Raw genomic sequence first — 20,616 nt, forward strand, 5'->3', positions numbered from 1 at the left:
ACTTTACCGCGCAAATTCTTGCTTTGCATACGCTACTCTCGCAGCAACTGCTTCCTTTTCTTTGGCGGCATGGGCTTCAATTTGTTGATAGCGTTTAAGCCCGCCTTCGCGGTTGGCAATTTGAATATTTAATCCAGGTCGTGCATTAAGCTCCAACATTAAGGGGCCGTGTTTCTTATCGAGCACAATATCGACACCTAAGTAGCCAAGACCAGTTAATTCATAGCAACTGGCAGCAATTTCCAAAATTTTATCCCAGTAAGGAACAGTAATATCTACAATCGGCGCCAGGGTATCTGGATGATAGTCAATCGGGTCATTTTGAAAGACACCACCTAGTGTTTTTCCTGTGGCCAAATTAATACCTACACCGATAGCACCTTGATGAAGATTGGCTTTTCCCCCAGATTGTCGTGTTGGCAAACGCACCATAGCCATTGCAGGGTAGCCTAACAGCGTAATAATACGAATATCAGGAATTCCCTCATAACTCACTTCTTTGAAAACAGGATCCACAACAACACGATGTTCGATAATGGCGTAATCACTGTGCCCTCCAAGGCTGTAAGCGCCGCTCAATAAACAGGAAAGATGGTAGCTAAGTTCCTGACTTGTAAACAATTTGCCATTAATTTGTCGATATCGACCAAAAACGCGATCAGTAATCACAATAATACCGTCACCACCTGCCCCATGGGCAGGTTTAATGACAAAATCTTTGTAGGGTTCTAAAATTTTATCGATGCTTTTGATTTGATGTTCACTGTCTATGAGCTCATAGAGTTTCGGAACGGCTATACCTGCCTGAATGGCCAACTTTTTTGTTTTTAACTTATCATCGACTAATGGATAAAGTTTACGGGCATTGTACTTTAAAACATAGTCGCTATTGCGACGATTAATGCTTAAAATTCCGCGTTTGTGCAGCCGGCGGTAGAGTTTCCACATTATAAGCGTTCTCCGCCCAGCGCTTTAAAGCGCAGCAACTCAGAAAGTCGATAGCCTCTGTATTGACCAAACCATAAAATAAGTGCCAGTAACACCAGGAGTAGCTCCGGAAACGCAAAAACCAGGTACTGCATGGGTTCATAATTCATGGCACCATAAGCAATGACTGCGGCAACAAGACTACCTATCCCTGATTTAATGGCATCTGCAGCGCCGCGCTCATCCCAGGTGATACACATGCGTTCAATAGTCATTGTTAAAATGACCATGGGGAATAAAGCTACAGATAAACCGGATTCTAATCCCAAATTTTGACTCATCACGCTGATAAAAATCATTAACAAAATAACGACGGTAAGAATCGCTGCCAATCGTGGCACCAAAAGCAATCGCAGTTGATCAAGATAAAATCTGGCCAGAAGTCCAAAAGAGACAATGATAACAAATAAGGTGATGCCCCAAATAACATGTGTTTCACGAAAGGCGAGAGCAATCAATACGGGCATGAAAGTGCCAAAAGTTTTTAAGCCCACAAAGTTGCGTAGCAACAGAATAATAAAGGCGCCGATGGGAACAGTAAGTAAAATTTTATAAGTTTCCTGGGCACTTACCGGTAATTGCAACAGTGAAAAACGAAGCAGTTGAGAATCCGTTTGCACACCTCGTGCTTTTGCAATGGATAAGGCATTAATTGGCGTCGGAGAAACAGTGAGATTAAAAACAGGTTTTTTTCCACCAATGACACCATAAACGGGTTCAAAACCATATTGCCAGACTAAAAAATCTTTTGGAAAACCGGCGCTACCCGTTCTAGGGTTGATGTATACCCAGTTCTTGCCATTATAAACCACCATAAATAATTTAAAATCCGCCTTATTTTGATGTTTAAAATAGATTCCTTTAACGGGCATGGCATAAATTTTAGCCTGATTTAATACTACAATGGCTGCTTTAATAACATTCTCATCGGTAAACTCGCTGCCCACTAATAATTTGGCATTACCGTCCTGTTTATTTAATTCTTTAATGGTGCCCTGGGCAAATGTTTGTATATCTGCTGAAGATTGACGAACCTGATTGGTAATTGCTTCCACTGCTGCTTGTTGATTTTCGTTTAAAAGCTGTGCTTTTACAGCCGGTGGTTTGGCCAGAGACGACTCATTGTTATCTGTTTCACGAAAAATGGCTCTATAGTAAAGGGATTGAGTTCCACTACTTCGTCGCAGAGACCAAATTGTCACGCGATTATAGCCGCTTAAATTAGTAGTGACCCCATAGTTATGGGAAACAAAATATTCATCCAGAATGGCAAAGTAAGGAGGCATGTAGGGAATTGTAAAACTCGCTTTCACCGGGGTATTTCTTTCAGCCGTAAAACGCAAATGGGCTTCGACCATCCAACTGTTTACTGTTTCGGTATCAGTAAGCGGAACATCAAGCATCAGATGGCGATAAAGGAAAACCCCACTTCCAATCACCAATAAGATAAGAATTAAGCCATAAACATGGCGTTTGTTTGACTTCATTTTTTCTCAATTTTTTCAGTTTTAATTAGAAAGGCATGTTGTGGATCAACAAGGCCATCAAAAGCAATGATGGCATCTCTGCCAAGCAGGAGAGGATAATTGAAACGTTTACGATTTGTTAAGTTGACTGGAATAGTCTGTATTTTATTGCCTATTTTAATAGCAATTTTTACTACCGGCCGTTTAATGGGCTCAACGTGATGTTGTTGTAATGACACATGCTCACCAGCCCGAACTTTAATTTTCACTTTGCCGACATATTCACAAGTAAATTCAACCTCTCCATGCTTTCCGGGTACTTTAAAGCGTAAAAAGGCCTTGCCATTCTCTTCAATTTCATGAATGTCAACTGCACTGAGTGACGCTGATTTCGCACCAGTATCCAATTTGGCTGATAAGGTCATATTTTTATCAATTAATGTTGCTTTTTCAACATAGCCATAAATAATTTTTTGATTGGCTGCCATGGAATGCCCTAAAAACAATAATAAAACGACAACAAGAAAACCGCGCAGATTCATTAAATCCTTTCCAAATAGGTGAAACCACTGTAATCCTAGCAGATTTGTAATTTTACGCCCAGAGTCAAGTTGAGTCATTAAGAATTTGTGAAGAATGCGACTTCTGGTTAATTGCTAAATTTTAGAGTAAAAAGAGGTCGCTTTTGGGTAAATTACTCTTGGTGCTGCTTAAAACCTTATTTCTCTGAATTCTTTTCAGAGAGATTGATGGGAAAATCAACATTATCAATAACTTAGACTTCAAAAAACAATAAAAATGGCATAAACATGTCTTTATTTTTCTTTGCTTTATGTTATCATTAACAATGGACCATGTTATTTTGTCCTATTTTAGCTCAAGATGAAAAAATGGTTGCCATTTAGTGCGTAATTAGATACAATTCCCCCCATCTTAGGCCGTGCCTCTATTCGTATGACGAGCGAGCTTACCCCTGAAAATTCTGAATCGGTTGAATCAAGTTCAATTTATTTAATTGCCGGGAGAATGGATGCTCAAAGTCGATTAATGGCAAAGCGATTGCATGAGCTTCGAATTGTATATGCCATATACGGCGCACTGGATGGTTTGAGCCTTTCTTACAGCATGATCAAATACACATTTGACTTGCTCTACGGAAATGGTAATGTCTCTACTTCCGATCTCATGCATGAGTGGATGCTTACTCCAGAAGGCATCGCTGCAGCAGCTACCAGCACCATTACATTAGTCGTCTTTGCAATGCTCGCCAATCATTTTCAGGACGATGATGCCAATAAGTTTAAAAGTTATTTAGCCACCGTTTGGCCTTATTGCCGTGATACCATGAAAGGCTTAAAAAATGCCTATAAGGGCTTTCGTAGTGCGGTACAGGTCATTGACCTCATTGGTGGGCAAAATTTGAATTTTATGATTGTGCCTATGGGGCTCCTCCTTGGGGTATTGTCCGCAGCAAATCGCATCTGGTTTCGTTATCAAGTTAATATTCGTAAAGACATGATGAAAGCCAATGCTAAATTATTGGACGCAATTAAAAACTCTGATAATTTGTCTCTGGCAGAAATAGAACAAAAGCATAGTGAGACTAAAAGCCAATCCATGACTTTAAGACGACAGATGCTGCTTTCTGCAGCTTATGGCGGTGTTGTGGATGGTCTCTATCTTTACGTAGGGGTTTTGTCTTTATGTGCTTTGGCGCCGCAAGTATTTTTAGCAATGACAGTATTTTGTGCCGTTTATTTTATAGCCTGTATTGCCACTCGAATCTACGAAGAATACGATTTTCAACGACGCTTGGTTATCACCCAGGCCAAAATTGATTTGGCCCTATGCGGAAAAAAATTGGAAGTTGAGTTTCTTAATCTTATGAAATCGGGCGAAAGGATTGGCTACGAAGAGCAAAAAAAGTTATTTGCAGAGCAGAAGAAGTTATTTACAGAGATTAATCACCTTTACGAGACGTTTGAAAAAAAGCGCGCTTATCTGCGTGAATTGTCTACTCTTTCCTACTCGTCTGCTTTTTTGGCTGGAATGAAAAATGGTTTAGCAGCTTATGGCGCTCTGGCAAGTTTAATATTTGGCGTGGCTACTATTCTTGTTTTAGCTTCTGCAAGCTTCCCTCCCTTCTTGCTTATTACTTGTATTTCTATGGGCATGGGATTTTTAATTGCCTTTATTGCTCATTCGCTTATTCATGCCCATCGACACCAAATTAAGCAAGAAGCAGAAACCATTCATAATCCACATAATCAACAATTAAATGAAATATTAGTATCACTCAAACAAGCGAATGATCAGGTAAAAGAGCAGATTGCGGAATTAAAACCAGAAAAAATAAAAACTGCAATTACGGATGGAATGGTCGTTGATCCTTCCCCGCAGTTTTTTTTCCAGGAATGGTTCGAGGTGGTACGTTCATTTTTTTCAGGGTTAGGCAAAGGCTCAAAAGCTGTTGACTTTACCATGAATAGCTTTCAGGAGCGGGGTGCAGATGGCCATTATCACGATACCCCTATTATGGTGGGTATCACCGCTCTGAGTGCGCTGGTGCATGGTATAGCTTTGGCCTTGAGAGCCCAGGCACGCGGGTTTGGCAAGGATCCTATTGATAAGGTCCCTTCAACAGTCAATGCAAGTGAAACAGGGGGGGCGCAATCACCTCGTCAAATGGGGAATCAGATAGTGATCGCAAGGTGTTTTCTGATTCCCCGGGTAAAAATCTATCTTCGAAATCTGATTCCATCACCAAGCCTGCTAATCATTCCACCCTTGAAACCAAGCCGATAACCCCCTCTTCAGATACTCCGAAAACAATGGAAAATACCCGCTCTATGTATAGATTTTTCCCGAGCACAAAAAATCAACTGCGGCGTATCCAGAGTGCACCGGAGCTAGGCAAATTAGCTTCCCTTCCTAATGGCCCTCAGAATAATTCGACGCTTGAGTGTTGGTAATTATTTTTGCTGATATAGTTCAGGATTTAACTTAGGATCATTGTACATTTTAAATTGATGATAAATTCGAAAAGTGCGTTGTCTTTGCATGACTTGCCTAACCAGTTCGTCAAGACAAATTAATAATTGATTTTGCTGTTCCTGAATAGTTTGCCATTTCCGTTGACAATTTTGACGATGGATTTCATCCACTTCTTCGCGATGAGTTTGCAATGCCATATGATAAGATTTAAGCGCAAGAATAGACAGGCGATCAATCATCATACCTGGTGTTTCAGAATGTACAGGACATTCTGCAGGTTGTGCTGGTTGTAATTGGGTATATAACCATTCGTCCATAGCTTCCATGCGATTATTACGTTGTTGATTACAATCATCAATCTCACGTTTTGCATGATAAACAAACTCAAATCCCATATCGTCTCGTCTAGCTCTATCTTCTGCATGCCATAAACGATAATTAAAAGCATGATTTTCTTCCACTAATCCCATAAAATTGGTTTCTTTCAAAAGAACCCCGTTGGTTTTCCACTGGACGATACTCTCCTCGTGCAGTTTGGCAATCTCGGAAACTTGCAGTTCAAACATAGTATTAATCAAGGATAAAAAACGTTATAGTATCACGGCTGCGCTTAAATCCGACAATTAAATCACAAATTAGGACAAATGCCTAAGTCTAAAGGAACTACATCCCTCAGGTAAACGCTACTAATTTTGCGCACAAAAATCCCCGCTTTTGTCTACAGATTAAAATAAAGTTTGTTGGATAAAAGACGCAGGATTTTCATGAGAGAAAAAATGTACACCAATTCCCAATAAACGAATGGGTTTAGCTGTCTCCCTAGTTATTTTGTGAAAAAGCGCATGGAATTTTTGTAATTCGGGTGTCGTACTTTTTATTTCTGCAGTAGCCAATTTAAAGTCATGAAATTTTATTTTAATGTACTGATTTTTAATCATTAAATGAGAAGGCAGAAACTGCATTCTTTTTATAAGTTTCTCATAAAGATCGGTGATAATAGCGGTCGCTAACTCGATATCATGAATGTTTTCGATCAAAGTGGTTTCTACACTAAGAGACTTGCGCTCTCTATTAGGCTGTACTGGCCTATTATCAATTCCACGTGATTGATAATAAAGATTTTCACCTAATTTACCGAAGTGATTAACGAGCATTGACAGAGACAGCGCTTGTAAATCAGCACCAGTATGTAAATTCATATGTTGCAGTTTTTTTGCGGTAACTTTACCTACGCCAAACAATTTAGTAACAGGAAGTTGGCTAACAAAGGACAAAACTTGTTCAGGACGAATAACGAATAAACCATTGGGTTTATTCCAACCAGAGGCAATTTTAGCCAAAAACTTGTTGGGAGCCACACCGGCTGACGCGGTCAGTTGCTCTGTTTGCCAAATTTTGTGACGGATAGCCTCCGCTATCCAGGTAGCACTGCCGCGGTAAAGCGCAGACTCACTAACATCAAGAAAGGCTTCATCCAGGGCTAAGGGTTCTACTAAATCAGTAAATTCTCTGAAGACACGATGAATCGATTCTGATATTTGACGATATTTTGGCATATTAACAGGTAATACAATCAAATCAGGACAGTGTCGATAAGCAATGGCAGTAGGCATCGCTGAATGAATACCATACTGCCTGGCAATATAGTTACAGGTACAAAGCACCCCTCGCTGATTGGTAGCACCGCCTACCGCTACGGGTTTTGTGGCTAAAGATGGATTATCGCGGATTTCAATCGCTGCATAAAAACAATCCATATCCACATGGATAATTTTGCGATGCTTAATTGCAGAACGGGCAGGCATAATTCATCAATTATAGCTAACGTAGTTGATTAATTTTATGTCATTCCCGTGAATATTGTTATATCTTCAGACGAAATCCTATTTCTGTTGCTTTGTTATTTTTCTTTTCCAGTTCAGACATGGGCATAAAATAACGCCGATAAATTTTTAAATAAGTACCATCGTCTTCCATATCGGTAAGTGCTTTATTGATTTGTTGAATTAAAGTTTGCGATTTTTTGCTAGCCATTATCCCATAACCAATGCCAATGGGAATAGGGTTGCCTAGTAATTTAAATTGCTCATCACTATTCACCATCCAATATTTAGCTGTTTCTTCGTCGGCAATTAAAACATCAATCTTACCTTCTTCCAGGGCTTGGAAAACCTCAGGCAGCGTTGGATATTCAATAATTTGCACCTTATTGTTGAATCTTTCCAGTGTAACTGCTTTAAAAACAGTACCTTTTTCAATCCCTACTTTTTTATTATAAATATCATCAATGGAATTAATGGGAGAGTGACTATAGGTGATATATTGGCCAGTACTGGAAAAATAGGGCAAACTGAATAAAAAAAGCTCTTCTCGTTCTGGGGTAATAGTAATGGAGCCTACTGCCAAATCAATTTTTTCCTCCAGCAATTGCTTTAATAATTGCTCAAAGGTTAATCCTTTAAATTCACACTCTGCATGAATGCGTTTACAGATTTCATTCATTAAATCAATGTCAAAGCCAAAGAAATGAGCTTTCTTATCGGCGGGAATCTCAAAAGGTGGATCGTAAATTAAGGCGCCGATTATAATAGTTTTTGCATTTACGGCTGGAAAAAATAGAAGAGCAATGATTAAAATAAATCCCCTCATTTACAATCCTTTAATTTTTTATTACAGAGTACTTTACTTGGCAGTGCTTGCCAAGTTAGCTTTTGAGTCACGCAAGGTAAGACTGTCTAAGCAAGGTTCTTCGCGTTGCTTAGGGGCGGTGAGTATGAAGCTTGAACAGGGCATTGAGTAAATTGCCCATAACAATAGTATGTTGTTTAGGATGACGAGAGTATAGCCTTGCTCTATTGAGCAATTTTTCTTGATGGAGGAAATAATGAAGTTTATAGTAGCCTTATTATCATTGTTGTGTTTTGCTGCGGCAAATGCCGAAGTGACTATTCCTGCTTCCTGTAAGCCGATTGCGGTAAAGGAATCAGTGATGTTGTCTACAAAAAAGCCATTGCTGGTTATGATACATAATTTATCAAACACTGATCTATGGATCACTCATCCTGTTTCTGACCCAAGTGCTAGCGCAGGTTGGAGCAGTCGTTTGCAAGCAGGTAATTGGTCTGCTTTAGCTTTGGATAAAGAATCTTTTGAATTAAGCTGCATTGAGTCCAAGCCAGGGCATGAACAGCAAGTCCCCTGCATGGGAGTAATTTCTGTTTGTCGTTGGCCTGCTGTAACCATGCCATCTCAGGCTTCCGGAACATTTTGGGCCGCTGAAGATATGAGCTTATCTGCATTAACAGAACATTTGGGTGGTCGAGGTTTTGGATTACCTGACTTAGAATAAGTGATAGACTGTAACAATACTATTAAAAAATGTGGTGAATGTGAGTAAAAAATCAAAGGATCCTTTTTATAAAAGGGAAAAAGAAAAATATGCCACCCCCATACCAAGCCGCGAGCTAATTATGCAGGTATTGGATGACTTTGGGCGCCCAATGTCTCGTAATCAATTAGTTAGCAAGCTTGAGATAGAGGATGCGACTGAACAAGAAGCATTGGGGTTTCGTTTGAAAGCCATGGTAAGAGACGGCCAAATTATGCAAGATCGGCGGGGTCGTTTTTGCTTGTTGGGACGCATTAATTTACAACGAGGGACCATTCAGGGACACCCGGATGGTTTTGGCTTCTTTATTCCGGAAGACGGTGGCGAAGATATGGTGTTGTCTGCCAAGGAAATGCAAACTGTCATGCATGGCGATTTAGTTCTGGCCTATCAAACGGGGGTTGATAGACGTGGTAGACCCGAAGGTAAAATCCACGAGGTATTGGAACACGCCAATCAAACCGTTGTTGGCCGTTTTTTTACAGAGCATGGTGTAGGATTCGTTATCCCTGATAATAAGCGCTTGCTGCATGATATTTCTGTTCCTCTGGAATTTGCTACCAATGCTAAAAATGGCCAAATGGTTTTAGCGGAAATAGTCGCTTTTCCAACAAAGCGTAATCAGGCTATTGGTAAAGTGATTCATATTTTGGGTGATCATATGGCACCCGGTATGGAAATTGATGTTGCTATTTTTGCGCATAGCATCCCTGCGGAGTGGCCCGATGAAGTGTTAACTGAAGTAGCCAAAATTCCCCAGCAGGTTGACGAGAAGACATTGGAAGGCCGCACTGATCTGAGGCATTTACCCTTTGTAACCATCGATGGAGAAGATGCAAAAGATTTTGATGATGCGGTGTATTGCTATCAAAAGCCTAAAGGGGGCTATCAACTCTATGTTGCTATTGCTGATGTAAGCCATTATGTCAAAGTAGATTCCGCTTTGGATAAGGAAGCTGCAAAACGAGGTAACTCGGTTTATTTTCCTGGCCGGGTTGTTCCTATGTTGCCAGAAGCCTTATCTAATGGCATTTGCTCCTTAAATCCCCATGTGGATAGACTATCTATCGTTGCTGAGATGGCAATCTCGGCAGAGGGAAAAATAATGCGTTCCAGATTTTATCGAGCAGTTTTTCATTCTCATGCTCGTCTTACTTATACCAAGGTAGCGCAATGGCAGGAGAATAAACAGCAAAGTGGTATTGACGAAGCGTTATGGCCTGCACTGGAGTCGCTTTATGGATTATTTCATGTCTTATTGAAAGCGCGCAAAGATCGTGGAGCTATTGATTTTGATACTACCGAAACGTGCATTGAGTTTGATGAGAATAGAAAAATTAAACGTATTTTACCTGTAGTCCGTAATGATGCTCATCGTCTTATCGAAGAATGTATGTTGGCTGCAAACGTAGCGACCGCGCGCTTTTTAGAACGGGCGCAAATACCCACACTTTATCGTGTGCATTCTTTACCAGATGAAGACAAAATTAATGCACTGAGACTTTTTCTGGGTGAACTGGGTCTAAGGCTTGGTGGCGGCAAAAAGCCTCATCCTAAGGATTTTCAAAGAACTATGGCGGATATAGGAGACAAACCCGAAAAGCATCTTATTGAAACAGTCATGTTGCGTTCACTAAAACAGGCGCAATATGTAGAAGAAAATGATGGTCATTTTGGTCTTGCCTATCCTGCCTATACTCATTTTACTTCCCCCATTCGCCGTTATCCCGATTTGTTAATTCATCGAGCCATAGGGCATCTTATTGACAAGCAGGAGGTGAATGAATTTATTTACACGAATGAGGATATGAGTCGTTTAGGCAAACATTGTTCTGCCACTGAGCGGCGTGCGGATGAAGCAACGCGCGAAGTTGTTTCCTGGCTTAAATGTGAATACATGCAGGATAAATTAGGACAAGTATTTCAGGGGACAATTTCAGCGGTTACCGGTTTTGGTATTTTTGTGGAATTGAATGATATTTATGTTGAAGGACTGGTACATATTACTTCACTTCGCAACGATTATTATGCATTTGATGCAATAAAACATCGTCTGGTAGGAGAGCGCAGTGGTCATGTCTATCGTTTGGGTGACAAGATGTCGGTTATGGTCGCTCGAGTAGATCTTGATGAGCGTAAAATTGATTTTGAGCCTGTAGAAAATGAGGCGAGGCATGAGTGAACATTATGTCTATGGTTTGCATGCAGTTCATGCTTTATTGAGCAACTCTCATCGTCCCACTAAAAAATTATACCTGAGCCAGGAGCGTTTGGATAAAAAAGTGCAAGCACTCCTTGCTTTGGCAGAGCAGAAAGGGATTCCTGTTGAGAAATTAACGACACAAAAAATGAATCAACGTTTTCATGAATTTGCGCATCAGGGCGTTGTCGCCAGTGCAGGCAGTTTACCCCAATATAATGAAAATGATTTATTAACTTTATTGGCAAACGCTAAAAAGCCGTCTCTTGTTTTAATACTCGATGGTGTTACCGACCCCCATAATCTAGGTGCTTGTTTACGTACGGCCGATGCAACCGGTGTTGATTTTGTCATTGTTCCGAAAGACAGAAATGCCAGCATTACACCCGTGGTAAGTAAGGTGGCTTGTGGTGCAGCAGAGTCAATTCCTGTCGTTCGTGTGACGAATTTAGTTAGGGCTATGGAAATTATTAAACAGGAAGGGGTCTGGGTTTATGGGGCTGCTGGCGAGGCGACAGACAGTATTTATTCCCTTGATGGTAAAACTTCGCTTGCTATCGTTATGGGGGCAGAGGGAGAAGGTTTGCGTCGTTTAACTAGAGATCATTGTGATGGTGTGTTTGCATTGCCCATGTCAGGCAGCGTGGAGAGTTTAAATGTATCGGTTGCGACAGGAGTATGTTTGTATGAAATTGTGCGGCAACGTCAATATGGGGATAATGGGTAAAGTTACGTATATAAAAATAGCCAGAGTGCAATTATAATTGTGTTGCTCTAGTTTTTAATCTCCTAAAATATAGGAGATTGCATGGAGGCAACAAGGGATTGTTCTCTTCTTTCCTGTTTAATAAATTGGCTTCATTCTCATTGCTAACGCCAATAGCTGCTTTAATTTCAAGATTAAGCACTATGTGCAATGCTACTATGAGAGAGGTTACTCCCTGAGCATGGAGATAATCTTTACCTCACTGTTGGGTAAATAAAGCTCAGACAGTTTCACATAACCATTTTTTTCATAAAGAGTCTGATTCTCGACGGTTGCGGTTTCCAGATAGCAAGGATAACCACTTTGTTTTGCTAAGGCAAACGTATAGTTCATTAGAGCAGTACCAAAGCCTTGGCGCTGATATTCTGGGTTCGTAGCGAGACACCAGCAATACCAAAAAGCTTTATTTCCCATGTGTTTCTTACGTTCCTTTTGGGTTATGTCGTCAAATAACATGAGACGTTTGAAGGCAGTATTTCCCATACGCCGGGGAAGACTAAAAAAGCCAGCTCGAAATGTTTTCCACCAGGAAAATTTTTTATCGGCGGGGCTTTTGCGAAGCGCTACCGCTTCCATTTCACTTGTGCAAAAGGCTTTACCATATAACATACAATAGCGGGTGATTGCCTCAAACATGGCAGGCGCTTTTTCTTGATAATTCTCACCAAAAACCCATTGCATAACCGGATCTTTAGCAAATGCTTGTGTTAAGATGGCAACAGCATTGGCCAATTCATCGGATTGTAAATCTCGTACTTCAATTGTTCGATCTATCATGGTTTCCTTCAAGAAATTGTATGATTGTCTTTGTAAGTCTTAAGACCAGTTCTTGAATTTCTTCCTCATTAATAATTAAAGGAGGAAGTAGTCTAATAACAGTATCTGCGGTCACATTAAAAAGAATACCATTTTCAAGGCCAAGCATTCTGGCATCACTGGCAGGTCTGTCAAGTTCAATGCCTAACATGTACCCTTTACCGCGAAAAGCGCGAACATTCGGATGTTCCCCAAGCTCCTGCATCAATCTTTCTCGTAAAATGGCGCTGTTATGAGTCACAAGATCACATAACTTGTTTTGCTCAATCACATCTAAGACAGTCAATGCAGTGGCACAGGCAAAGGGATTACCGCCGAATGTTGAACCGTGGTTGCCAGGTTTAAACAAATCACTTGCTTTTTCACCCATTAAACAAACACTAATGGGGATACCATTACCTAATCCCTTAGCGGTAGTAAGAATATCGGGTTGGATACCATAATGCATATAATCAAAATACTTACCGGTTCTGCCATTTCCAGTTTGAATTTCATCCATAATGAGTAACCAGTTATTCTTTTGACAAAGTTTGGCAAGTGCACGCAAATAGGTGTCATCGGCGACATAAATACCACCTTCGCCTTGAATCGGTTCAATCATAACGGCTACTACATCAGCACGATTGGCAGCAATGGTATGTATTGCTTCAATATCATTGAAAGGCGCTCGAATAAAACCAGGAACAAAAGGCTCAAAGCCAGCTTGTACTTTACGACTACCTGAGGCAGTTAATGTGGCCATCGTGCGGCCATGGAATGCTCTTTCCATAACAATAATCGATGGTGTCTCAATGCCTTTTTTGTGGCCGTAGAGACGCGTCAATTTAATGGCCGCTTCATTAGCCTCTGCACCTGAATTTGCAAAAAAAGCCTGTGTCATCCTGCACATGGTTGTCAGTCTTTCGGCTAACAGCTCCTGCTCTTTAATATGGTAGGCATTCGAGGTGTGCAGCAGTTTCGCGGCTTGTTGTTGAATGGTGCGCGTGACATCGGGATGCGCATGGCCCAATCCACAAACAGCAATCCCACTTAACGCATCAAGATAGGCTTTACCTTGATCATCGTATAACCAAACGCCTTCTCCATGCGTAAAACTGATGGGTAATGGGCTATAGCTGGTGATTAGTGCCATGAGAACTCCTTGCTGATTATTTTGCTAATAAAGCGACTGCAATTTAAATTAACCGAGATTACTCGCTACAAAATCCCAATTGACGAGTGACCAGAACTCTTTTATATATTCCGGACGAGCATTTCGGTAGTCAATATAGTAGGCATGCTCCCATACGTCGCAAGTCAATAGGGCTTTTAATCCTTCTGTCATAGGCGTGCCGGCATTGCTGGTGCTCATGATTTTAAGCGCCCCTTTATCATCTTGAACCAGCCATGCCCAGCCTGAACCAAAAGTAGTGGCGGCAACTTGAGAAAATTCCTCTTTAAATTTTGCAAAAGAGCCAAAATGTTTGCCTATGGCGTCGCCGATTTTACCAGTGGGTTCGTCACCACCGTTCGGACTTAAACAATGCCAATAAAAAGTATGATTCCATACCTGTGCCGCATTATTAAAAATGCCGCCAGAGGATTGTTTGATAATCGCCTCAAGACTTAGATTTTCGAATTCAGTTCCGGAAATTAATTTATTAAGATTAGTCACATAAGTGCTGTGGTGCTTGCCATAGTGATATTCTAAGGTCTCTTTGGATATGTGGGGTTCTAAAGCATCCATAGCATAAGGTAGTGGTGGTAGTGTAAACGCCATTTTTAATCCTCCAATTTAAAGAACATTAAGTTTAACAGGAAGGGGAACATATTCAATCTTTACTGGAGAGTTGCGAATTGATCTCATTTTCGCCATAATTAACACTGCTTTCTTTTATTTTTGTCGTTATGACAGGTGACCTAGTGGATACAATAGAAAAGATTAAACAACAAATTGCAGATAATGCAATACTACTCTATATGAAGGGTACTCCTAAAATGCCTCAATGCGGTTTTTCCGCTCGTGCTGTACAATGTATTGATGCCTGCGGGGTAAATTTTGCTTATGTGGATGTTCTTGCGAACCCAGACATTCGTCAAACCCTGCCGCAATATGCCGATTGGCCTACTTTTCCGCAGTTATATGTGAAAGGTGAGTTAATTGGTGGTTCAGATATCATTGCGGAGCTTTACCAACAAGGTGAGTTAGAGTCACTATTGCGTGAAGCTGTCGCACTTTAAATTAATATGCGCACCTGGTGCGTTTCTCAAGGAGACATAGATGAGTGTTTTAGTTGGACGTAAAGCCCCTGATTTTACTGTTCCTGCAGTATTGGCTAATGGAGAAATTACTGACAAATTTAATTTGCATGATGCAATCAAGGGGAAATTTGGTTTGGTATTTTTCTATCCCCTGGATTTTACCTTTGTATGTCCTTCAGAATTAATAGCGTTGCATCATCGTATGGATGAATTTAAGCGTCGTGGCGTTGAAGTGGTTACAGTCTCTATTGATTCACAATTTACTCATAATGCCTATCGCAATACCAGTGTTAAAGACGGTGGTATCGGTCCTGTGAATTTCACCATGGCTGCGGATATGACACATACCATTTGCCAATCCTATGGGGTCGAGCATCCTGTAGCGGGCGTAGCATTTCGCGGTGCCTTTGTTATTGATAAGAATGGTGTTGTTCGTTCGCAGATTGTTAACGATTTACCAATTGGTCGTAACATTGACGAGATTATTCGTATCATTGATGCTGTTCAATTTTTTGAAGAGCACGGAGAAGTTTGTCCTGCTGGTTGGCAAAAAGGGAAGGCAGGTATGAAAGCTTCTCCTAAAGGTGTTGCCGAATATCTATCCACTCATTCCGATGATCTGTAATAATCCATTTGCATTTTGCGCCATGTATTAAGCATGGTGCAAAATAATTCTGCTGTTTTCTCTGCATCATAAATCGCTGAGTGTGCTTCGTTTGCATCAAAGTCAATTCCCGCCGCCTTTGCTGCCTTTGATAGGACAGTTTGACCATAAATAAGTCCTGAGAGGGTGGCTGTGTCAAAACAGGTAAATGAATGAAAAGGGGATTTAATTCCCGTTCTTTTTACCGCTTCTTTTATAAAAAGTAAATCAAACCAGGCATTATGGCCGACAAGAACTGCCTTTTGGCATTTTTGTTCTTTTAATGCTTTATTAATCGGGGCAAAAAGATTTTGCAGGGCTTGCCGCTCATCAAGGGCAAATCGTAGAGGTTGGTAAGGGTCGACCTGAATGAATGCAAGTGACTTCTCATCGAGTTCTGCTCCTTCAAAAGGAAGGATATGTTCAAAGTAGGTGGAATGAGAAGTAAAAACTCCGTGACTATCAATTTGAATAAGAACAATGCACATTTCAAGTAAAGCATTTTTAAAAGGATCAACACCGGCTGTTTCCAAATCAACGACTACCGGTAAAAAGCCACGGAATCTTTCCTTTAGTTGTGAACAAAAAATAGTGTCAGGTGGATTCATGAATACTCCATGATAGGATTTCTCCAGCGGCAATAGGAATAACCTGTTCTGCACCAAAGGGAAGTATTGCAGGTACAAGTTGAGAAGATTTTAGCAGCGTGAGTTGCTCTTTATTGAGCGGTAATTGATAGAACTCAGCACCAAAGCGACTTAGAAAATCATTCAACTTGTGCAACGCTTCTAATTCTTCAAAAATCTGGGCATAGAGTGCCACCGCGTAAGGAGCCGAAAAAATACCGGCGCAACCACAAGCGCTTTGTTTGCTGGTTATTGCATGTGGTGCGCTGTCTGTTCCGGCAAAAAATTTTGGATTACCGCTGACTACCGCTGCTCGTAAAGCCTGTTGATCTGTTTCTCGTTTTAATATGGGTAGACAATAGTAATGAGGTTTGACTCCTCCAACCAGTAAATGATTGCGATTATACATTAAATGATGAACGGTAACGGTGGCTGTGACCGTGTCGGGTGCTTGTAGAATGAAATCAACAGCCGCTTTGGTTGAAATATGCTCAAGGATAACCCGCAGTTTAGGAAAATTACGCACCAAGGGCACTAAATTATTTTGAATGAATGCCGTTTCACGATAGAAGATATCACCCTGTGTAGCTTCGCCATGAATTTGCAATACCAAGTTTTCAGCTTGCATTGTTTCAAATAAAGGATACAGCGCTCGTAAGGAGTGAACCCCTTCCTCGGAATTCGTTGTTGCACCTGCAGGATAAAGCTTGGCTCCCAATATAGAAGGGTACTGTTTTGCTTGGGCTAATTCATCAACAGTGACAGACTCATTAAGATAGAAGGTCATATAGGGAGAAAATGTGGTTTCTTTGGGTAAAATAGAGAGAATGCGTCGCTGGTAATCAATAAGATCCTGGATGGTAGTCAGCGCTGGCTTAAGATTTGGCATAACAAGTGCACGTGCAAAATGCTGTGCTGTCGCCGGGACCGTATCTTTTAGATAATCACCATCACGAAGATGTACGTGCCAATCATCAGGACGTGTAATCGTAATATATTCCACCATAAAGATTCCGCTAAATGTGCCGATATTTGAAGCATAACATGAATTTGCCAAGCGGGATGAGCAAAAAATGGCATTTATACCGTTTGCTATACAATGTCGCGCCCGAATTGTAACGTTATGTTGGTTACTCCCTATGAGTACCTTGGCAGCGGTCCATGTTGATTATGCCAGCCCCATGGGCGATGAGAACTGGCGGATGAGTGGCAATAAATTACGTTGCGGCTTGGCGCTTACTGTTCCTAATTATGGAATTGCCTATTTCGAACAGTATGCTGCAAAATCGCCGCACTTTATTCTAAGTAAATGGCAACAAGTGCAAAAGCAACTGCCCGCGGTTGTCTACGCAACTCCGCCTGTCTGGAAACCCTATGGGAAGTCTTATTTTATTACTAAAACAACAGTCAATCCCGGCCAATATGGATTTTATTTGCCACGCGAGCCCGCGCTAAAGATCCTGGCTTTTTTGGCAGAAGGCTTTCAAGCTAAATTTGAGTATCAATCGGAAGAAGGATTCCCTGTTACAGTGGCGCTTTCTCCTGTTCGATTTCAACCAGTCTATGCCAAGTATCAGCGTTGTCTGGGTAATTTATTGCCTTTTGATTATGACAGTGTAAAAACCAGTATAATTTATTTCAATACAGACAGTTTTGAACTTAGTGATGAAGCAAAAGAACAATTACGGAAAGTGGCGATTTATTCACGCGCCGATCGCCAGGTGAGGAAAATTCAGATAGCAGGTTATACGGATGATACAGGGCGTAAATCCTACAATAATGCTGTATCAGAAGCCCGAGCCAAAGCAGTTGCCAATTATTTACGCAGTCAGGGAGTGAGTGTTGAGCGGTTATCAGTAACCTGGTACGGCATAAAAGATCCAGTCGCCCCTAATGATTCAGAAGCGGGCAAAACGTTAAATCGGCGAGTTATGGTAAAAATGATTAAATCAAATAATTGAAAAATAACTCAAAAAAAAATTCACCTTTAAACTTTTATCTGTTACAGTCAAAGAAATAAACCAATCTGTTGCTTCGAGAAAATTATTTTCATTAATTGAATTTTAATGAGGTAATTTTTTTGGTGTTTGAGAAGGTTTTTAAAAGGGAATTGTCATCTGATAATCCAGTAAGTGTTTAAAAAAAAACTTGTATGGTCATCAAAGAGACAATTTCATGCGTTAAGCCAACTAAATTATCGAATTTATAGAGAATTTTTGTGGAAATAGTGTTGACTTTGGCAAAGTAGCGCTTGATAATCTGACCATGTACGTTCTCGGATAGAGCGATGATTGCGTACTATAGTCAATACCATGTTGTGGTTTGACGGCTAAACGGGAAATTAATAATAAAAAAGTGGAGATGAAGCATGTTAAATCTGAAAAAAACAGCGGTAGCTGTTCTTGCTTTAGGTAGCAGTGCAGTATTTGCTGGTACCATGGGTCCTGTTTGTACCCCTGGTAATGTTACTGTTCCTTGCGAAAGAACAGCTTGGGACTTTGGTGTATACGCTTTATACCTGCAACCAACTTATGATGTCGGTTTCGGCTATCCTTTCTTTACTACCGTAGATGGTACTGTTCGTTATCGTGATCTCGATCCTGATTGGGGATGGGGCTTCAAATTGGAAGCTTCTTACCACTTTAATACAGGGAATGATTTAAATCTTAACTGGTACCACTGGAACAAAGAAACTACTGAAGGTTTTTCTGGCGTAGGTTTCTCTGAGGAATTCGATGGTCCTTTCGTTGGTAGCCATCGTTTCGAACCTAAGTGGGATGCTGTTAACTTAGAATTCGGTCAACACGTTGACTTCGGTGAGTTCAAAGACATCCGCTTCCATGCTGGTGTTCAATATGCACGCATCGAGCATGAAATCACTGCTTCTGGTTATGTTCCACCAGCTTCTGTATTTACAGGTTTCTCTGTAAACGGTGATCATGAGTTCAACGGCTTTGGTCCACGTACTGGTATGGACATGACCTACAACTTCGGTAATGGCTTTGCCATTTACGGAAACGGTGCTGCTGCACTGCTAGTTGGTGATGCTAAGTTTAACACCGCATATGGTGCAGGTGGTCTCTTATTGGGTACTGCTTCTGGTTCTAAGACCACTATCGTTCCTGAGTTGGAAGCCAAGCTGGGTGCTAAATACACTTACGCTATGGCGCAAGGTGATTTGACTCTGGATGCTGGTTGGATGTGGGTTAACTACTTTAATGCTAACCACTTCATCAGCCCAGTTACTGGTTTAGGCCATGAGTCAAACTTTGCTCTGCACGGTCCTTATGCCGGTTTGAAGTGGGTTGGTAACGTTTAATACCCAAAACCGGAATATGTTTTACTAAGCCCATCCTCGTTGATGGGCTTTTTTTTGATAAATGGAGTGATCAATGTTGAAAAAAACAACTCTCGCTATTCTTGGCTTGGCAGCAAGTAGTTTGGTATCAGCAGGAAGCATGGGACCTACTTGTGTTCCTGGTGATGTGACCGTACCTTGTGAAGTTAAGAAATGGGATATTGGCGTGCAGGCTCTGTACTTGCAGCCAGTCTATAGCCTTCACCGCGGTTATGAATTAACTCCAGTTGGTACTTTGCGTGAAATTGATGAAGACTGGGATTGGGGCTATCGTCTGGAAGGTTCCTATCACTTTAACACAGGCAATGACATTACGATGACTTGGGTTCATTTTGATAATGAATCTGATCATTATGGCTATGCTGGTTTTACACCTTTTACAGGTCCTCTGCCCTTTGCCCTTTCATTGGATACCCGCTTTGATCAAGTGAATCTCGTGATGGGACAGCATGTTGACATGGGTCTGGTAAAAAATGCTCGATTTTATGGCGGCTTACAGTATGCACGAATCAGACGTGACATGGACTATACTTATACACCATTGCCAGCCACGGGTTTTTTTCAGGAGCGAGATGCTGATTTTAATGGAGTTGGTCCGGTTGTCGGTATAGATTATTCCTACGATCTGATCAATGGCTTTAGCATTACAGCAAATGGCGCAGCCTCACTTCTATACGGCTCAAGTCGTTACAACGATAGCTTTATTCTTGTTCCTGCTAATCTGGTAGCTGTAGATATTTATGCCAGTAAAAAATCCATCGTTCCCAGTTTGGAAGCTAAGCTTGGATTAAATTATGCGCATGAAATGGCTCAAGGTACCTTTAATATCGAAGGCGGATACCAAGTAATTAATTATTTTGATGCGTTACATGCACTGGATCTTAATTGCAACTGCTTACAAAACTCTGATTTTGGATTATATGGTCCTTATCTTGGGGTGAAATGGGTGGGTAATATTTAGGATTAAATCACTTAAAAAGCCCTGAACAGGGCTTTTTTTTGTCATAGACATGTCACTCTTTTCGCCAGGCAATGGCAATTTACAAATATTGTGCGCAAACGCTGGTCACTGCGACCAATGCAAGCTATAATTCACGTCGATAAATACTCAGGAAGCAAAAAAAACAGTCA

General features: G+C 41.0%; 20 protein-coding genes. 9 read left to right on the top strand and 11 right to left on the bottom strand.

Going from position 1 to position 20,616, the window contains the following annotated elements; all coding sequences use genetic code 11:
• Window positions 1-3: 3 nt before the first annotated feature.
• The 3 genes from clem_RS00495 to clem_RS00505 are packed head-to-tail and all read right to left on the bottom strand — an operon-like array spanning window position 4 to window position 2,995.
• Window positions 4-948: an alpha-L-glutamate ligase-like protein gene (locus clem_RS00495; RefSeq protein ID WP_094089813.1), complete on the bottom strand. Its 945-nt coding sequence runs from the start codon at window positions 946-948 to the stop codon at window positions 4-6.
• Window positions 948-2,474 (bottom strand): inactive transglutaminase family protein, encoded by a 1,527-nt coding sequence (locus tag clem_RS00500; RefSeq protein ID WP_094089814.1) that lies wholly within the window; start codon window positions 2,472-2,474, stop codon window positions 948-950. The genes clem_RS00495 and clem_RS00500 overlap by 1 nt, the downstream gene beginning before the upstream one ends.
• A complete protein-coding gene (locus clem_RS00505; protein WP_157698128.1) occupies window positions 2,471-2,995 on the bottom strand; it encodes an ATP-dependent zinc protease family protein in 525 nt (174 codons plus the stop codon). The genes clem_RS00500 and clem_RS00505 overlap by 4 nt, the downstream gene beginning before the upstream one ends.
• 412 nt (window positions 2,996-3,407) lie before the next feature.
• Between clem_RS00505 and clem_RS00510 the strand changes: the two genes are divergently transcribed.
• Complete coding sequence (locus tag clem_RS00510) at window positions 3,408-5,258, top strand: hypothetical protein (RefSeq protein ID WP_094089815.1); 1,851 nt, start codon at window positions 3,408-3,410, stop codon at window positions 5,256-5,258.
• A gap of 167 nt (window positions 5,259-5,425) precedes the next feature.
• Here the strand turns inward: clem_RS00510 and clem_RS00515 are convergent, their stop codons facing one another.
• From clem_RS00515 to clem_RS00525, 3 genes are all read right to left on the bottom strand, one after another.
• Entirely contained in the window at window positions 5,426-6,013 is a 588-nt protein-coding gene (locus clem_RS00515; protein WP_094089816.1) for a DUF4254 domain-containing protein, read from the bottom strand.
• A gap of 159 nt (window positions 6,014-6,172) precedes the next feature.
• A complete protein-coding gene (dinB, locus tag clem_RS00520; RefSeq protein ID WP_094089817.1) occupies window positions 6,173-7,252 on the bottom strand; it encodes a DNA polymerase IV in 1,080 nt (359 codons plus the stop codon).
• A 58-nt stretch (window positions 7,253-7,310) separates the two neighbouring features.
• Complete coding sequence (locus tag clem_RS00525) at window positions 7,311-8,096, bottom strand: transporter substrate-binding domain-containing protein (RefSeq protein WP_094089818.1); 786 nt, start codon at window positions 8,094-8,096, stop codon at window positions 7,311-7,313.
• Between the two features lie 235 nt (window positions 8,097-8,331).
• Between clem_RS00525 and clem_RS00530 the strand changes: the two genes are divergently transcribed.
• Genes clem_RS00530 through rlmB form a run of 3 tightly spaced genes read left to right on the top strand, consistent with a single transcriptional unit; the run spans window position 8,332 to window position 11,762 of the window.
• The gene (locus clem_RS00530; protein WP_094089819.1) at window positions 8,332-8,796 is read left to right on the top strand and encodes a hypothetical protein; all 465 of its coding nucleotides are present in this window, start codon (window positions 8,332-8,334) and stop codon (window positions 8,794-8,796) included.
• Between the two features lie 40 nt (window positions 8,797-8,836).
• Window positions 8,837-11,017, top strand: a complete 2,181-nt coding sequence (gene rnr / locus clem_RS00535; RefSeq protein WP_094089820.1) for a ribonuclease R — start codon at window positions 8,837-8,839, stop codon at window positions 11,015-11,017.
• Window positions 11,010-11,762 (top strand): 23S rRNA (guanosine(2251)-2'-O)-methyltransferase RlmB, encoded by a 753-nt coding sequence (gene rlmB, locus clem_RS00540; RefSeq protein ID WP_094089821.1) that lies wholly within the window; start codon window positions 11,010-11,012, stop codon window positions 11,760-11,762. Before rnr ends, rlmB begins: the two co-directional genes overlap by 8 nt.
• 207 nt (window positions 11,763-11,969) lie before the next feature.
• Here rlmB and clem_RS00545 read toward each other — a convergent pair whose 3' ends face one another.
• The 3 genes from clem_RS00545 to clem_RS00555 are packed head-to-tail and all read right to left on the bottom strand — an operon-like array spanning window position 11,970 to window position 14,376.
• Entirely contained in the window at window positions 11,970-12,578 is a 609-nt protein-coding gene (locus clem_RS00545; protein WP_094089822.1) for a GNAT family N-acetyltransferase, read from the bottom strand.
• Window positions 12,559-13,749, bottom strand: coding sequence for an aspartate aminotransferase family protein (locus clem_RS00550; protein ID WP_094089823.1), 1,191 nt, complete (start codon window positions 13,747-13,749; stop codon window positions 12,559-12,561). The genes clem_RS00545 and clem_RS00550 overlap by 20 nt, the downstream gene beginning before the upstream one ends.
• A gap of 48 nt (window positions 13,750-13,797) precedes the next feature.
• Entirely contained in the window at window positions 13,798-14,376 is a 579-nt protein-coding gene (locus tag clem_RS00555) for a superoxide dismutase (protein WP_094089824.1), read from the bottom strand.
• A 143-nt stretch (window positions 14,377-14,519) separates the two neighbouring features.
• Between clem_RS00555 and grxD the strand changes: the two genes are divergently transcribed.
• Together grxD and clem_RS00565 are read left to right on the top strand one after the other, a co-directional pair.
• Entirely contained in the window at window positions 14,520-14,837 is a 318-nt protein-coding gene (grxD, locus tag clem_RS00560; protein WP_058449722.1) for a Grx4 family monothiol glutaredoxin, read from the top strand.
• Window positions 14,838-14,877: 40 nt separating this feature from the next.
• Complete coding sequence (locus tag clem_RS00565) at window positions 14,878-15,483, top strand: peroxiredoxin (RefSeq protein WP_094089825.1); 606 nt, start codon at window positions 14,878-14,880, stop codon at window positions 15,481-15,483.
• Here clem_RS00565 and rnt read toward each other — a convergent pair.
• Together rnt and pyrC are read right to left on the bottom strand one after the other, a co-directional pair.
• The gene (gene rnt / locus clem_RS00570; RefSeq protein ID WP_094089826.1) at window positions 15,465-16,109 is read right to left on the bottom strand and encodes a ribonuclease T; all 645 of its coding nucleotides are present in this window, start codon (window positions 16,107-16,109) and stop codon (window positions 15,465-15,467) included. The two genes, clem_RS00565 and rnt, sit on opposite strands and share 19 nt — an antisense overlap.
• Window positions 16,096-17,130 (bottom strand): dihydroorotase, encoded by a 1,035-nt coding sequence (gene pyrC / locus clem_RS00575; RefSeq protein ID WP_094092227.1) that lies wholly within the window; start codon window positions 17,128-17,130, stop codon window positions 16,096-16,098. Before pyrC ends, rnt begins: the two co-directional genes overlap by 14 nt.
• A 70-nt stretch (window positions 17,131-17,200) precedes the next feature.
• Here pyrC and clem_RS00580 point away from each other — a divergent pair, with 70 nt between their 5' ends.
• From clem_RS00580 to clem_RS00590, 3 genes are all read left to right on the top strand, one after another.
• The gene (locus tag clem_RS00580) at window positions 17,201-18,088 is read left to right on the top strand and encodes a flagellar protein MotY (protein WP_094089827.1); all 888 of its coding nucleotides are present in this window, start codon (window positions 17,201-17,203) and stop codon (window positions 18,086-18,088) included.
• 407 nt (window positions 18,089-18,495) lie between these two features.
• A complete protein-coding gene (locus clem_RS00585; protein ID WP_094089828.1) occupies window positions 18,496-19,446 on the top strand; it encodes an Lpg1974 family pore-forming outer membrane protein in 951 nt (316 codons plus the stop codon).
• Between the two features lie 73 nt (window positions 19,447-19,519).
• On the top strand, window positions 19,520-20,446 hold the full coding sequence (locus clem_RS00590; protein WP_094089829.1) for an Lpg1974 family pore-forming outer membrane protein: 927 nt from the start codon (window positions 19,520-19,522) through the stop codon (window positions 20,444-20,446).
• The last annotated feature ends 170 nt before the right edge of the window (window positions 20,447-20,616 follow it).

Source organism: Legionella clemsonensis (assembly GCF_002240035.1).
Taxonomy (GTDB): Bacteria; Pseudomonadota; Gammaproteobacteria; order Legionellales; family Legionellaceae; genus Tatlockia; species Tatlockia clemsonensis.